11 protein-coding genes and 1 riboswitch are annotated in these 15,112 nt (G+C 69.2%); of the genes, 6 read left to right on the forward strand and 5 right to left on the reverse strand.

Going from position 1 to position 15,112, the window contains the following annotated elements:
* Positions 1–25: 25 nt before the first annotated feature.
* From Aco04nite_RS23600 to Aco04nite_RS23615, 4 genes are read left to right on the forward strand one after another with little or no spacing between them, the layout of a single operon-like run.
* A complete protein-coding gene (locus Aco04nite_RS23600; protein WP_212999428.1) occupies positions 26–1,654 on the forward strand; it encodes a hypothetical protein in 1,629 nt (542 codons plus the stop codon).
* A complete protein-coding gene (locus Aco04nite_RS23605; RefSeq protein ID WP_203839102.1) occupies positions 1,647–2,561 on the forward strand; it encodes a glycosyltransferase family 2 protein in 915 nt (304 codons plus the stop codon). Before Aco04nite_RS23600 ends, Aco04nite_RS23605 begins: the two co-directional genes overlap by 8 nt.
* Complete coding sequence (locus Aco04nite_RS23610) at positions 2,561–4,294, forward strand: lipopolysaccharide biosynthesis protein (RefSeq protein WP_244876234.1); 1,734 nt, start codon at positions 2,561–2,563, stop codon at positions 4,292–4,294. The genes Aco04nite_RS23605 and Aco04nite_RS23610 overlap by 1 nt, the downstream gene beginning before the upstream one ends.
* Entirely contained in the window at positions 4,291–5,157 is an 867-nt protein-coding gene (locus tag Aco04nite_RS23615) for a sulfotransferase domain-containing protein (RefSeq protein ID WP_212999429.1), read from the forward strand. The genes Aco04nite_RS23610 and Aco04nite_RS23615 overlap by 4 nt, the downstream gene beginning before the upstream one ends.
* Here Aco04nite_RS23615 and Aco04nite_RS23620 read toward each other — a convergent pair.
* From Aco04nite_RS23620 to phoA, 4 genes are all read right to left on the reverse strand, one after another.
* The gene (locus Aco04nite_RS23620; protein ID WP_212999430.1) at positions 5,141–5,557 is read right to left on the reverse strand and encodes a hypothetical protein; all 417 of its coding nucleotides are present in this window, start codon (positions 5,555–5,557) and stop codon (positions 5,141–5,143) included. The genes Aco04nite_RS23615 and Aco04nite_RS23620 overlap by 17 nt on opposite strands.
* Positions 5,550–6,761 (reverse strand): hypothetical protein, encoded by a 1,212-nt coding sequence (locus Aco04nite_RS23625; RefSeq protein ID WP_438874934.1) that lies wholly within the window; start codon positions 6,759–6,761, stop codon positions 5,550–5,552. Before Aco04nite_RS23625 ends, Aco04nite_RS23620 begins: the two co-directional genes overlap by 8 nt.
* A complete protein-coding gene (locus tag Aco04nite_RS23630; RefSeq protein WP_212999431.1) occupies positions 6,730–7,965 on the reverse strand; it encodes a glycoside hydrolase family 16 protein in 1,236 nt (411 codons plus the stop codon). Before Aco04nite_RS23630 ends, Aco04nite_RS23625 begins: the two co-directional genes overlap by 32 nt.
* Positions 7,966–8,032: 67 nt before the next feature.
* Positions 8,033–9,394: an alkaline phosphatase gene (gene phoA / locus Aco04nite_RS23635; protein ID WP_244876236.1), complete on the reverse strand. Its 1,362-nt coding sequence runs from the start codon at positions 9,392–9,394 to the stop codon at positions 8,033–8,035.
* A gap of 96 nt (positions 9,395–9,490) precedes the next feature.
* Here phoA and Aco04nite_RS23640 point away from each other — a divergent pair, with 96 nt between their 5' ends.
* Positions 9,491–9,841, forward strand: coding sequence for a hypothetical protein (locus tag Aco04nite_RS23640; protein ID WP_212999432.1), 351 nt, complete (start codon positions 9,491–9,493; stop codon positions 9,839–9,841).
* 155 nt (positions 9,842–9,996) lie between these two features.
* A riboswitch (cyclic di-GMP riboswitch) is annotated at positions 9,997–10,076 on the forward strand.
* A 14-nt stretch (positions 10,077–10,090) separates the two neighbouring features.
* Positions 10,091–13,027, forward strand: a complete 2,937-nt coding sequence (locus Aco04nite_RS23645; protein ID WP_212999433.1) for a beta strand repeat-containing protein — start codon at positions 10,091–10,093, stop codon at positions 13,025–13,027.
* A 49-nt stretch (positions 13,028–13,076) separates the two neighbouring features.
* Here Aco04nite_RS23645 and Aco04nite_RS23650 read toward each other — a convergent pair whose 3' ends face one another.
* Positions 13,077–15,041: an ABC transporter ATP-binding protein gene (locus tag Aco04nite_RS23650; protein WP_212999434.1), complete on the reverse strand. Its 1,965-nt coding sequence runs from the start codon at positions 15,039–15,041 to the stop codon at positions 13,077–13,079.
* Positions 15,042–15,112: the final 71 nt, after the last annotated feature.

The raw sequence follows: 15,112 nt of genomic DNA on the forward strand, positions 1-15,112 counted from the left end.
AACCACGTTCTACCAGGAGACGACCATGGATGTGACCGATTCCGTAGCCGGCAGCCGGCAGCGGGTCGTCGGCTTTGCGGACATCGTCAGGATTCCGCTGCGCCGCTGGCGCCTGGTGGCAGGTGTCACCGTGGGCCTCACCCTGGCCGTCCTCCTGTACCTCCTGGTGATCCCGGCGACCTACACCGCGACGACGGTCGTGGTGCTGCGGCCCGTGGTGACCGACCCGTTCACGCTGCCCGCGGGCGGCGCGGACCGGGCCATCAACATGACCGCCGAGAACGGCGTCGCGCTCGGCAACGACGTCATCGACTCGACCGCCAAGATCCTCAACCGTGACCCCGACGCCGTACGGGAGGCGTTGACCACCGAGGTCCCCACCGGCGGTCAGGTGCTGCGCTTCGAGTACGCCGACGACACTGAGCAGAGCTCGATCACCGGCTCGAACACCGCTGCCGAGACGTACCTGCGGGTCCGCGAGGACATCTACAAGCAGCAGCGGGCAGCGCTGATGCTGTCCTACGACAACACCATCAAGTCGGTGACGTCGCAGCGGCAGGCCGCGCAGAAGGGCCTGCCGTCGGACAAGTCCAGCGTGGAGTCCATGACACCGCGTACGCAGGCCATGCTCAACCAGGTCAGCGCGCTCAACGACCAGATCGCCCAGCTCGCGAACGCCCGCGCGAAGGTCGCCTCCGCAGACCTGAGCCCCGGCTCGATCACCGCTGCCGCCCGCGCACCGGTGCCGTCCAGCCACGACGCCGCGCTGCTGTTCATCGCCGCGGCGCTGCTCGGCGGGCTGCTGCTCGGCATGATCGGTGCGCACGCCCGCGAGGCGATGGACCGCAGGATCCGCTCCGGTGAGCAGGCCGCCGACCTGATCGGGCTGCCCGCGCTGGGCTCGGTGCGGTCCGCGCGCAGCCAGGAGGCCGCCGCCGCTGCCGACGCCCGCTACGTCTCGCTCGCGCTGCTCAACTGGATCGACGAGAACCCCGACAGCCCGCTGGTGATCCTCTCCGGCCGCAACGACGAGGGCCGCACGGCGGTCACCGGCAACCTGGCGGTCGCGCTCGCCGAGGCCGGCCGCGATGTCACGCTGGCCGCCGCGGTCGAGTCGCAGGAGGAGGTCAAACGCATCCTCTTCGCAGCCCAGAAACGTACGCCGCCCCGGCCCCGCACACCCCCCAAGCCCCCGAAACCGGGCCTCAACGGCAGCAGCCGTGCACCGGTCAGCCCCGCTCCCGGCGTCACCCGCGTGTACGGCGCCGCAGCCGGGGTGGCCTCGCCCGGCGCGGTGAAGATGGATCCGAACGCGACGATGGTGATTCCGGCCGCCGCCCCGGTCTCGGCCCAGCCCGTGTCCGGTGGCGGTAGTCCCGCAGACAGCCGCTCGCCGCTGGTCGTGCTCATCGGCGGTGGCGTGGTGCGGCTCTGCCAGCTGGGCGACGAGCCCAGCGTCGGTGTCGTGGTGGTGGATGCCCCGCCGTCGGAGTCCGACGAACGCGGCGTCCGGTCCGCCCAGGACGGCGTCGCTGTGCTCGTCGTGGCCCGGGACCGTACCCGTAGCGGTGAACTCAGCCGTCTCGTCGACCGCCTGCGGTCGGCCGGTGCCAGGACCGTCGGTTTTGTGCTGACCGGAGGCAGCGGTGCATAACCGCCCGCCCGACGTCACTGTGGTCGTCGCCACCCGCGACCGTCCCGGGCTCCTCGAACGCGCGGTCATCAGCATCCTCAACCAGGACTACGTGGGCCGGGTCGAGTGCATCGTCGTCTACGACCACGTGCAGGTCCGCGATCTGGTGGTGGAGGTCGGCCCCAACCGCGCCCTCAAACTGATCAGCAACACCCGCACCCAGGGCCTGCCCGGCGGGCGCAACAGCGGCGTCGACGCGGCCACCGGCGAGCTGCTCGCCTTCTGCGACGACGACGACATCTGGCTCGCCTCGAAGCTGACCCGGCAGGTGGCGCTGCTGGCCCACCCCGAGGTCGGCGCGGTCAGCTGCGGGCTGCGGCTGCGCGGCCCCGGCATCGACAAGGAACGCATCCTCGACACCGACCGGGTCTATCTGCGTGACTTCCTCGCCGACCGGGTCATGGAGGTGCATTCCAGCACCATGCTGGTACGCCGCTCGATCTGGGCCGCGGCCGGCGAGGTCGACGAGAACATCCCCGGCGGCTACAGCGAGGACTACGAGTGGCTCCTGCGCGTCGCCGCGCAGACCCCGATCGCGATCGTCCCCGCCGCCCTGGTCATCGTGGACTGGCACGGCGGCTCGTACTACTTCGGCCGCTGGGCGATGATCGTCGAGGCCCAGCGGTATCTCATCGCCAAGCATCCCGAGCTGGCCGAGAGCCGTGAGGGCATGGCCCGGCTGCGGGGGCAGATCGCTTTCGCGCTCGCGTCCGGCCATCGGCGTACCGAAGCGATCAAAGAGCTGGCCGCCGTCCTGCGTCTCAACCCCACCGAGAAGCGGGTCCTGGTCACCCTCCCGGTGATCATGGGGTTGATGACCGGCGAGCGGGCCCTGCGCATGGCCCAGAAACGCGGCAAAGGGATTTAGTGACGGCAACATCTGAGGTACGCCAGAGCACGCGAAGTGGCGCGATCGGGCTGATCGGCGCCGCGGTCAACGGGGCGTTCGGCTTCGTGCTGACCACCGTCATCGTGCGTACGTTCGGCGCGGACGGGTCGGGGGCGCTGTTCAGCGTCATCGGGCTGGTGACCATCGTCGGGGCGGTCTGTTGCCTGGGCGCTGACACGGGTCTGATGTGGGCGATTCCGCGCAGTCCGCAAAAGAGTGAGGCCCTGCTGCCGGTTGCGCTGCTGCCGACGGTGGGCTTGTCGGTGGCGGTCGCGGTGGTCGGGCTTGCGGCGGCCGGGCCGATCTCGCGGGCGTTGCTTGATGACGGGGGCGGCGTTGGGCTGATTCGGCTGGCGTTTGTCGGCGTTCCGGTGATCGTGGCGTCGACGGTGCTGCTGGCGGCTGTGCGGGCCACGCGCCCGGTTGCCGTCTACGTCGGGGTGCAGTTCCTGTTTGTCCCTATTGTGCGGCCGGTGTTGATGATCGCCGCGGTGCTGGCAGGGGGCGGGGTGCTGCTCGGCTTCGCCGGGTGGCTGCTGCCGATCGCCGCCGCGTTGATCATCGCGATTGCACTGATCGGTAAACCTCGCAAATCGCCCAATTCGACAGGGGGAACGCGCGGAGGGGACCGGTTGGAAAGCACAGCGCGCGGGCCACTGGCGAAGAACGACGCCCGCGGGTTGGGCCGGGTGGACGTCGAGGTGCGCGAGCCGCTGGTGGACGGCGAGGCGCGCGGGCCGCTGGGGGAGAACGCGGCCCGCGGGTTAGACCGGGTGGACGTCGAGGCGCGCGGGCCGCTGGGGGAGAACGCGGCGCGCGGGTTGGGCCGGGTGGACAGTGAGGCGCGCGGGTTGGGGCCGGGGGTTGGCGAGGCGCGCGGGTTGGATCGGGCGGCTTGGCGGTTGTTTTGGGGGTTTGCGCTGCCGCGGGCGGCGTCGGTGGCGATTGATGCGAGCAGCATGTGGGTGGGTGTGCTGCTGACCGGGGCGTTGTCTACGCAGGCTGAGGCGGGGGTCTTTGCGGCGGTGGGGCGTTATGCGCTTGCCGGGCTGCTGATCATGCAGGGGCTCAGGGTGGCGATCGCGCCTCAGCTGTCCCGGTTGCTCGGGGTGGGGAGGCGGCGGGAGGCGGCGGAGGTCTATCGGCGGACGACGTTGTGGATTGTTCTGCTGTCGTGGCCGGCGTACGCGTTGCTTGCGGTTTTTGCTCCTGCTTTTCTGGCGTTGTTCGGGCGGGAATTCCGGGCGGGTGCGGGGCCGATGGCGGTGCTGGCTGTGGCGATGCTGGTCAATGTCGGGGTCGGGCTCGTGCAGACCGTGTTGCTGATGAGCGGGAACAGCCGTGGTCACCTGCTTGCCTGTGTGGCGGGGCTGGCGCTGAACGTCGTCGGGTGTGTGGTGCTGGTTCCCGGTCATGGGGCGCTGGGGGCGGCGATCGCGTGGTCGTTGGGGATCGTGGTCGAGAACGTGGTGGCCGCGGTGCTGGCCAGGCGGGCGCTGGGGGAGGCGTTGTTCGGGCGTACCGAAATGGTGTCCGCGGTGGGGGCACTGGGCGCGACCGGCGCTGCGGCCCTGATCGGCACCATGGTGGCGGGTCGTGGATCGGGTGGGCTTGCCGTCGCACTTGCCGTGATCGTCGCGGGGTGCCTGGCACTACTCGCTGACGGCAGGGTCCGTGCGGCGCTGAAAACGGTGAGGACGCAGCTGAGATGAGTGTGAAGGACAAACTCAAAGGGGTCGCACCGACCGGTGCGAAGGAGCAGGTCAGGGAGTTGCTGGTCCGCTATGGCGAACGTACGAGCGACCGGCGGCCGCTGCCCGACTTCCTGGTCATCGGCACGAAGCGCGGCGGCACCACCTCGCTGTGGAACTACCTGATCCAGCATCCGCTGGTGCCGCGGCTCTTCCCCGCGTGGAACACCAAGACCTCGCACTACTTCGAGGAGAACTGGTCGCGCGGCGAGGCTTGGTACCGCTCGCACTTCCCGACCGAGCGGCAGCGCGCCGCCCTGGAACGCAAGCACGGCGGGCCGTCGAAGGTGGGCGAGGCCGCGCCGCTGTACATGTTCCATCCCGAGGTGCCGGGGCGGGTCGCCGAGCTGATGCCGCAGGTGCGGATGGTCGTGCTGCTGCGGGACCCGGTCGAGCGCGCCTTCTCGCACTGGAAGGAACGCCGCGGGGAGGGCGTCGAGCCGCTCGACTTCCGGGAGGCGCTGGCCGCCGAGGAGAGCCGCACGGCCACGGCGAAACCCGATGACACCGCGTTCGACTGGTATTCGTATCGGGCACGCGGGCGCTACCTCGAGCATCTCGAGCCGTGGCTGGAGCGGTTCGACCGGTCCCAGCTGCTGTTCGTGGCGAGCGAGACGTTCTACCGGGAGCCGGCGGAGACGTACGCGCAGATCCTGTCGTTCGTCGGGTTGCCGGCGTACGAGTTGCCCGCCTACGACGTCTTCAACGACCGTCCCAGCAAGGGCATGGATGACGACGTGCGGGCGGAGCTCACGGCGTACTACCAGCCTTACAACGCGGCCCTGGCAGACCGGCTATCGATGCGTTTCAGCTGGGCTGAGTAACAAGCGCATCCCGCAGCTGCCCGGCCATCGCCGCGAGTCGCTGCGGGTGGGAGCCGATCGGAAATCGGGAGTAGGCCCGGGACGCGAGCAGAGCAGCCTCGGTGCCGTCCGCGAGGACGAGCACGAGGCACTGCCCCGCCCACAACCCTCCGGGCCGCCCCACGACTACATCGACAACCTGGTCGCGCGCCCAGGAGACCCGGCGGAACAGCCGGACATCCTCGATCAGCGACGGCGTGACCCGCACCTTGGTCGCGGCGAGCCGCCAGGCCAGCAGGAAGCAGGCGACACCGGTAACCACGTCGAGGACAGAGCCCAGCACCAGGAAGCTGACGCCGGCGACCACCGCGAGGCCGACTTTCCACGGCCGCTCGGGCGACACGACCGAGATCTCACCCATGGCGGGCCTCCAGGACGTCGAGCAGTGCGGGATGCAGCTTGGGGTTCCAGCCCGCCCCGCCGCCGGACAACTCGTAGGTGCGCAGCCACAGCTCGACCAGATAAGCGTCCGCGACAAACCGCTGCCGGGCCGCGTCGAGCCCCAGGGCCGGGCCGTAGGCAGCCAATGCAGCGTCGACCGCTTCCGCACAGGCGGCGGCAGGCTTGCCGTGGGTGGACAAGGCCGTCTGGAAGGCCTGGTGGGCGAGGTCAAATCCGACGGGTACGCCCGCAGCCCGGTTCTCCCAGTCCCACACGAGCAGCCCTCCCCGATGCCGGGCCATGTTCCACGGCACCCAGTCGCCGTGCCAGTCCCCGAATTCGAGTGTGAGCCCGGTGTCAAGCTTGTCGATGAACCCGTGGATGCGGGAGTCCGCGTCCTTCGCCCGGTCCCGCCACCCCGCGATCAGGCCGGTCACGGGAACCGGAGCAGTAGCCGGCCCGCCGCGCCGCGCGACCGCGAGCATCGCGTCGAGCCGGGGGCTGTCCGGCCGGCGGATGCGGCGCACGTCGCGGGGCATCGGCTCGATGACCGCGATCTCCCGGCCGTGCCACTGGGTGTGCAGCTTGAGCTGCGGTGCGGGTGGGAAACCACCGCCGGCGGGCAGCGCGGCCAGCGTGGCTGCCTCCGCGCGGACCATCGCGCGGGTGCCGTCGTTCCAGCCGATCTTCGCGTAGCCGCGCGGGCGGCCCTGGTCGTCAAAGAGCTGCAGGGTCGGCTTGTGGTGCGGGTCCGGTGGCCGGATGCCGATCGCCGCGTGCAGCCGGCCGTAGCCGAGCTCGGCGGCGAGGAAGCCGGAGAGCAGATCCTCCGGCTTGTCCGCGTGCACCGACAGGACCGGCGCGTTGGTGAGACCGAGGAGCCCGACGCGGGCCAGGACCCCGACCGCGGCGCGGCCCGCGCGGACCTTCGGCGGGCGCAGCGCGTTGTACGCCAGCAGCGACGCCGCGGTCACCCGCGCGGAAGCCAGGGGCAGCAGGAAACGGGCGTTGCCGAGGGCCGGGATCACGGCGTACCTGACGGTGGCGGTGGGGTCGTCGCCGACCTTGACCGTCACGCCGGGGTTGTCGAAAACGGCCCGGACCACCCAGCCGAGCCGTTGCCCCAGAACTTCCTGCACGGTTTTGCTCCTGCTACTGATAGACGCGGACGTAGTCGACGACAAAATCGGCGGGAAAGACGGTCGCGGCGTCCGGGGTGCCGAGCCAGCCACCGACCTGGGTGTTGAGCCGGATGTTGTACGGCTTGTGGAAGGCCTGGTCGAACCATGGTGTCGTGGTCCGGTCGCGGGTCCAGACCAGCTGGTCGTCGATGTACCACTTCAGCGAATCGGCGGTCCACTCGGTCGCGTACGTGTGGAAGCCGTCCGAAGCCAGCGCCCCGCCGGGCAGCGGGATCCGGACGTCCTGCTTGACCGGCGTGTAGTCCCAGAAGATCGAGGCGGTGGCCTTGTCGTACCAGGCACCCCCGCCGGGCAGCTCGGTGACGTCGATCTCGCCGTTGCCGCCGTCGTCGGGGCGCAGCCAGAACGCCGGCCACAGCCCGGTGGAGCCGGTGGCGGTTGTCGGGGACTTCGCGCGGATCTCGAACCGGCCGTACTGCCACGACGCCCTGCCCATGGTGTCGAGGTACGACTGCGTGAACTGCCGGGTCCGGGAACCGCAGGCCACGCTCTGCCGCAGCGCGCGCAGGGTCAGCATGCCGCCGCTGACGAACGTGTTGGCCGGGCTGTCGACGTTGCAGCCGAGGTCGATGTCGCGGCCCTCGCCGTTGCGCAGGTTCCACTTCGAGCGGTCGAGCGTGCCGCCGTCGAACTCGTCACCCCACACCAGCTTCCAGCCGGCCTGCCGGTAGGAGACCACCAGCTGGGGTCGCAGCGCCGGGTCGGCGTTTTCCTCCGATGCCCAGTAAATTCGCTGGTCATAACCCTCTTGCGAGAGTGTGAAAGTGCCGTTGCCGAGGCTGACCGGGAATTCGTTGAAGCCCGTTCGCACCGCGGGAAGCTGCGCGTCGCCGACGGAAACGCGGGCGGGGTAGTCCTGCCACGAGTAGACGCGCAGCGTGGCGTGCACGTCGGTTGCGCTCGCGGGCAGCGTTGTCACCGAGAACCGCAGTTGCGCGTCCCGCCGTCCGGCAGTGTTGTTCTCGCAGCTCGTTGGGCAGGTCGCCAGCGTTGTCTTGGCGCTCAGATCGCCGTCCTGCACTACCTGGCTGATCGTGGTGTCGGCGACCGGGCTGAGGGTGACTTGAACCTCCCGCCCGTTACTCGGCTGGGGGTCCGGCTTTCCGCGCTCGTCCCCGGCCAGCACCGGGATGAGTGCGACGGCGGCGAGGACCGTGGCGATCAGGGCGATCGTTCGTTTGCGCATTGAAGGGGCAGCATATAGAAGAAGGGCACACCCCCGGCGGGGAGGCGTGCCCTTCTCAGCGGAGGCGTCAGTTCACGCCGAGTGCCCGCTTCATGGTGAAGAACAGGTCGGTCTGGTTGGTCACGCCGAGCACGTTGGCGGCCTGCGGGCCGCCGGCGGCGATCCGGACCTCGGTGCCGGTGTGCTGCTGCGAGCCGGTGATCTCCGACGTCGCGTAGCTGATGGTCATGTTGGCGCCGTCGTGCGTGGTGAGCGTCGCGGTGTAGCCCAGCGTCGCGGTCTCGACGATCTGGCTGGTGTGGCCGTGGTCGGCGGTCACGACGACCAGGGTGTCCGGGTGCGACTTCTGGTACTGCAGGACCTTCTTGATGGCCGTGTCGAAGCCGACCGTCTCACCGATCTGGCCGCACGGGTTGGCGGCGTGGTCCTGCTTGTCGATGGATGCGCCCTCGATCTGCAGGAAGAACCCCTTGCGGCTGTTCTTCGTCTGCTTGTCGAGCACGTCGATGGCCTTCGACGCCATGTCGACCAGGTGCGGCTGGGTGGCCGTACGCGCGGCGTTGGTCGCGCACGTCGACGGCGCGGTCCCCGTACGCGTGGGGGTCGGGCCCGTCCACTCGAGGTCCATGTTGTTCTTGGCGAAGGCGCCCAGGATCGGCTGGTTCGGCTTGGCCGCCGCGAGGCCGGCCGCGTCGGTCACGATCTGGAAGCCGTTGACCTGCGCCTGCTGCGCGACAGTGAGGCCCTTGTACTTGCCGGCCTTGACGGTCTGGTCGAAGTACTGCTTGCCACCGCCCAGCAGGACGTCCGGCCTGGTCTGCACGAGCTGCTCGGCGATCGAGCCGGCTCCGCCGTTGACCTTGTCGTTGACCGCGCAGGTGGCCATCGCGTCCGGGCCCTTGCAGTCACGGTTGATGACGTGCGAGCCGAGCACAGCCGGGGTGGCGTCCTGCAGCTCGGCGGTGGTGACGTCGCCCGTCCGGAAACCGGCGGCCTTGGCCAGCTCCAGGATGGTCGGCTTCGGCTTCTCGTCGGGGGTGACCGAGATGGCGCCGTTGTACGTCTTGTGGCCGGTCGCCCAGCCGGTGCCGGACGCGGCCGAGTCGGTCACGTACTCCGGCAGGTTCGGGCTGGCCTTCTGCACGGCGTACGTGGTGTACGCGCCGGTCAGCGGGAGCGTGTCCATGGCGAGCCGGCCGGCCGCGCCGACCTGGTAGTTGCGCGCGATCGTGATCTCACTGTCGCCCATACCGTCGCCGATCAGCAGGATCACGTTGCGGGCCTTACCGCCCTTGATCGCCTGCTTGGCGGCCTGGGTCTTGTCCGGGTGCGAGTCACCGGCCAGGGCGACCGTCGGCACGGCCACGATGGCGGCCGCGGCGAGCACCACTGCGGCACGGCGGCCGCGGAGTTGACGAAGTGCATTCATGCGCAACACCGCATCAGTTGTAAACGACGTGATGTTGGCGCCCCGGCGAACTACAGGAGAACTCCGCAGGTGGATGCCACTTCCTGGAGCGAGCGCATGGTTCGCAGGGTCGCTGCCGTCGTGGTCACGCTCATCGCCCTGCTCTCGGCCGTGCGGCTGGTCGCGCCCCAGGATCCCGCAGGGGTACGCCCGCAGCTGACCTTTCTACGCGCCCGGCTCGACAAGGGAGCGCCGGACGACGCGCAAAAACTCTTCCCCGAAGGCTATTTCTTCCTCGTATTCCGGTCGCTCTTCGTCATGCGGCCGCTCGGGCTCGGCCCCGGGGTGCGTAGATATCCGCCGGGAGCTGGTGGGCCGTTCCTGGCGGCTCTGATGCTGGTGGCGCTGCTCTCCTGGCTGGGGGCTCTGCGCTCGCCGAGACGGACAAAACACGTGTTCAGGCGTTAATTAAACGGAATAATCGGGTCTTGCTGGCTATCCAGGCGAAAAACCCAATTCACCCACACCGCCCTAATTCCCTGGTTACAGTACGGTCGGCGCAGTTCCCAAGTGCGAGCTTTGTCCCCGCGCTCAAGGCGTGCGCCACCAGCCGTCGCGTGCGGCTCCGAGAAAGGCAAACCCGCCGTAAGGCGGGGACGCAAAGCCAGGGACCTCCCGAGCGGGAGGCGGCCCAGCCGCCGAAGGAGACAGAAACACATGCGCTATTCATCAGCCCATGCGGCCAAGAGCGGCTCGGTACCGTTCGTGCTGCGTGGTCCCAAGTCGGCCAAGACGATCCTCGCGGCCGCAGTCGCCGGTGTGCTCGGCCTGGGGTCGGTCGTCATGCTCGGCTCACCCGCGGAGGCTGACGCCCACGGCTACATCACCGTGGCAGCGACGACCGCCAGCGTCACCGAGGGCGGCAACCTCGTCTTCACGGTCAAGAACACCGACATCGCGTCGCACAGCGTCGGCCTCGTCTTCACGGGCACCGCGGCGAACCCCGCTGACTTCACCTTCTCGCCGGCGACACCGGTCACCGTGGCGGCCGGCGACACGGCCACCATCACGGTCACCACCGTCGCTGACACCACCTACGAGGGCGGAAACGAGACCGTCATCCTGACGGCCTCCGTGGACGGCTCGAACTACGGCACCGAGACCGGCACCATCGTGGACGCCGACGCTGTGCCGACGTACACGCTGGCCGCCTCGCCGAACCCGGTCACCGAAGCCGCCAACGCGCAGGCGACGATCACGGCGACCCTGAACCGTAAGTCGAGCACCGACACCGTCATCACGCTCAACACGGTCGACGGCACGGCGAAGTCCGGCACCGACTACACGACGCTGTCGGCCGCTACGCTGACCATCCCGGCGAACCAGATCTCCGGTACGGCCACGGTGAACATCGCCAACGACAATGTCAGCGACACGGCCGACATCGAGAACTTCACGGTGAACAGCACGTCGGCGGGGGTCATCCAGCCCGCGAACTCCGCCGGCGCCTCGGCCACGGTCAACATCAAGGACGCCCAGACGACCCCGGTCGTGACCCTCACCGGTGGCGGTAGCGTCGCCGAGGGCAGCACGCTCAGCTTCGGCCTGTCGCTGGACCACGGCTCCGAGAAGGAGATCACGGTCGGCTGGGACTCGGTGGCCACCAGCCCCGTGACCACCGCGGCCACGCCCGGCGCGGACTTCACCTACCCGGCGACCCGGACGGTGACGATCCCGGCCCGGCAGACCACCAGCTCGATCGCGGTCCAGACGCTCAAGGACAACCTGAACGAGCCCGACGAGACGTTCGACGTCCTGCTGAAGACCCCGGTGAACGCCACGCTGGGCACCCCGATCCAGAAGACGGGGACGATCACGCAGGGCAAGGACGCGCCGAAGGTGACGATCGCACCCGCGAGCGTCACCGAGGGCAACACGGGCCGCTCCACGGCGACCTTCACCGCGACGCTCAGCGCGGCCTCCACCCAGACGGTGAAGGTCGACTGGAAGACCGCGGCGGACGGCTCCGGCATCGGCTACGCGCTGCCCGGCACCGACTTCGTGACCAAGAACGGCACCCTGACCTTCGCGCCCGGGGTGACCTCGCAGACGTTCACCGTCGAGATCATCGGTGACACGATCGACGAGGGCAGCACCAACGGCACCCAGTCGGCGACCGACGGCGAGACGCTGCAGCTGCAGCTGAGCCAGTCGAGCGGCGACCTGTCGCTCGACCTCAGCGACCCGGGTACCAACCGGGTGATCAAGATCCTCGACGACGACGCCGCGCCGACCCTGGTCTTCGCGGACAAGTCGCTGAAGGAGGGCAACGACACCCAGGCGTTGCTCACCCCGATCATGCTGAGCAACGCCTCCGACCACGACATCACCGTCGCCGTGGCCAACGACACCCCGTCGGCGACCAACCCGGCCACCGACGGCCCGATCAGCTTCAACGGCAACCCCAACGCCCCCGGCGGCAACGACTACACGCTGCTGAACGGCACGGTCACGATCCCGGCCGAGCAGGTCAACGGCTACCCGGTGCTGCTGATCAACGGTGACACGGTCAACGAAGAGAACGAGATCATCGCGCTCAAGGCCACGCCGACCACCAACAACACCTATCTCTCGACGGGTGCGGCGGTCAAGACGGCCAAGGTGACCCTCGAGAACGACGACAAGGTCCCGGACCTGGAGGTCAACAGCATCTCCGGCGCGGAGGGCACCACGGTCGCGGTGACCGGCACGGTGACCGGCCAGCGTCAGGGTTCCGCCCAGGTCGCCGTGACCTTCGCGGGCGGCTCGTCGAAGGGCAGCGTCGCTGCCACGGCGGCCGACTTCGAGAACCCGGGTGTCAAGGTCATCGACATCGACTACGGCACGCCGAACAACACGGTCATCCCGGTGGCGGACATCAAGCTGCTCGCCGACACCGTCAGCGAGCCGGCCGAGACGATCATCGCGACCGGTAGCGGCATCGGCAACACCGCGACCGTGACCGAAGGCATCATCACGATCACGTCCAGCACGGGCGGACCGAGCACGCCGCCGTCGTCCGGTGGCCCGTCCACCGGCCCGACCACGCCGCCGCCCGCTGACGACGACCTCACTCTCGAGTCGGCCGCCAGCTTCCGGCTCGGTGTCGGTTCGCTGCGCCTCAACGGCACGGCTCCGGCCGCCGCCGACCTGACCCTGTGGGGCAGGGCCGTCGGCAGCGACGACGCCGCTGACTGGGAGAACCTGGGCACCACGAAGGCCTCCGCCAGCGGGGCGTTCTCGTTCTCGCCGGACTTCACCACCACCGGCTGGTGGTTCAAGGTGTCGAACGGTGACATCGAGTCCGACACCATCAAGGTGAACCTGAAGGAGGACCCGGACTTCACGGTCACCTCCACCAGCAAGGGCAAGGTCAACCTGAAGGTCGTCGGTGACCCGAAGGTCCGCGGCCTGCGGGTGCGGGTCATCCGGGCCAACAGCGACGGATCCTGGACCACGGTCGGCACGGGCATCATCAACGCCGCCGGGCAGTTCACGAAGACCATCAACGGTGCTTCGGGCAAGTCGGCGCTCTTCCGGGCGACGATCTACGGCGACGGCGACGTCGGCCTGCTGACCAACACCTCCACGAGCGTGCGGGTCAGCGTCAAGTAACAACGGGTTTCACAAATGGGGCGGCCCTGACGGGCCGCCCCATTTCGCGTTACTCCACCTCGACGGCGGCCTGCGCGAACTGCGCGGAATACAGCCGGGCGTACGCCCCGTCGGCCGCGATCAGCGAGTCGTGCGTGCCCTGCTCGACGATCGCGCCGTTCTCCATCACCAGGATCACGTCGGCGTCGCGGATCGTCGACAGCCGGTGCGCGATCACGAACGACGTACGCCCCGACCGCAGCGTGTTCATCGCCTTCTGGATCAGCACCTCGGTGCGGGTGTCGACCGAGCTCGTGGCCTCGTCCAGGATCAGGATGCTCGGCTCGGCGAGGAACGCCCGGGCGATCGTGATCAGCTGCTTCTCGCCGGCCGAGACGTTCCCGCCCTCCTCGTCGATCATCGTGTCCATGCCGTCGGGCAGCGACCGCACGAACCGGTCCACATGCGCCGCCTCCGCCGCCTCGGCGACCGAATCCGGCGTCGGGACGTCCGCGCCGTACGCGATGTTCTCCGCGATCGTGCCGCCGAACAGCCACGTGTCCTGCAGGACCATGCCCATGTGCTCCCGCAGCTCGGCGCGGGGCATCGAGGCGATGTCCACGCCGTCCAGCGTGATCCGCCCGGACGACACGTCGTAGAAGCGCATCAGCAGGTTCACCAGCGTGGTCTTGCCCGCACCGGTCGGCCCGACGATCGCGACCGTCTGGCCCGGCTCGGCCGTGAACGACAGCCCCTCGATCAGCGGCTTCTCCGGCACGTAGCGGAACGAGACGTTCTCGAACGCGACCCGGCCCTCGATCGGGCGGACCCCCGCGGACACCGGGTCGGGGCTCTGCTCGGGAGCGTCCAGCAGCGCGAAGACCCGTTCCGCGGACGCCACCCCGGACTGCACCAGGTTGGACATGCTGGCGACCTGGGTCAGCGGCTGGCTGAACTGCCGCGAGTACTGGACGAACGCCTGGACGTCACCCAGCGACAGCGAACCGGACGCCACCCGCAGCCCGCCCACGACGGCCACCAGCACGTAGTTCAGGTTGCCGATGAACATCATGGCCGGCTGGATCAGGCCCGAGATGAACTGCGCCTTGAAGCTCGACGCGTACAACTTCTCGTTGTGCTCCTCGAAGGTCGCCACCGCCTGGCTGTCCCGGCCGAAGACCTTGACCAGCGCGTGCCCGGTGAACATCTCCTCGATGTGCCCGTTGAGCCGTCCGGTGGTGGCCCACTGGGCGACGAACTGCGGCTGCGCGCGCTTGCCGATCCTCGTGGTGATCCAGAACGACAGCGGCACGGTCACCAGCGCGATGAGCGCCAGCAGCGGCGAGATCCAGAACATCACCACGAGTACGCCGATGATGGTCAGCAGCGCCGTGACCAGCTGCGCGAGCGTCTGCTGCAACGTCTGCGCGATATTGTCGGTGTCGTTCGTCGCGCGGCTGAGCACCTCGCCACGCGCCTGCTGATCGAAGTAGGACAGCGGCAGCCTCGACAGCTTCTCCTCGACCTGCTCACGCAACTGGTAGACGGTGTTCTGCACGACCCGGGCGGTCAGCCGCCCCTGCAGCACCCCGAAGACCCACGCGAGCACGTAGATCGCCAGCACCCAGAGCAGCACATGCTCGAGCTTGGTGAAGTCGATGCCCTGCCCCGGCACGACGTCCATCCCCGCCAGCATGTCGGCCTTGTTGGTCTCGCCCTGCGCCCGGAGCTGGTCGATCACCTGCTCCTTGGTCACCCCCGCGGGCAGCCCCTCGCCCAGGTTCTTGCCGGTGATGCCGTCGAAGATGATGTCGGTCGCGCGGCCCAGGATCTTCGGCCCGGTCACCGACAGGGCCACGCTGGCGATGCCGAGCGCCAGCACCAGGGCGACCAGCATCCGCTGCGGACGCAGCATCTTCAGCAACCGCAGCGTGGAGCCCTTGAAATCCTGCAACTTCTCCGGCGGCCCACCGGCCGCCATCATCCGCCCCGGCCCGCCCATCGGCGGCCCGGCGGGCCTGCGAGGTGCCGTCATGCTGAGCCTCCCTTGGACATGTCCTTCTGGCCCTCGCTGTCCCGGCCATAGGCCGCGACCGCTGAGAAAAG

The organism is Winogradskya consettensis, from assembly GCF_018332715.1.
In the GTDB taxonomy this organism is placed as follows: domain Bacteria; phylum Actinomycetota; class Actinomycetes; order Mycobacteriales; family Micromonosporaceae; genus Actinoplanes; species Actinoplanes consettensis.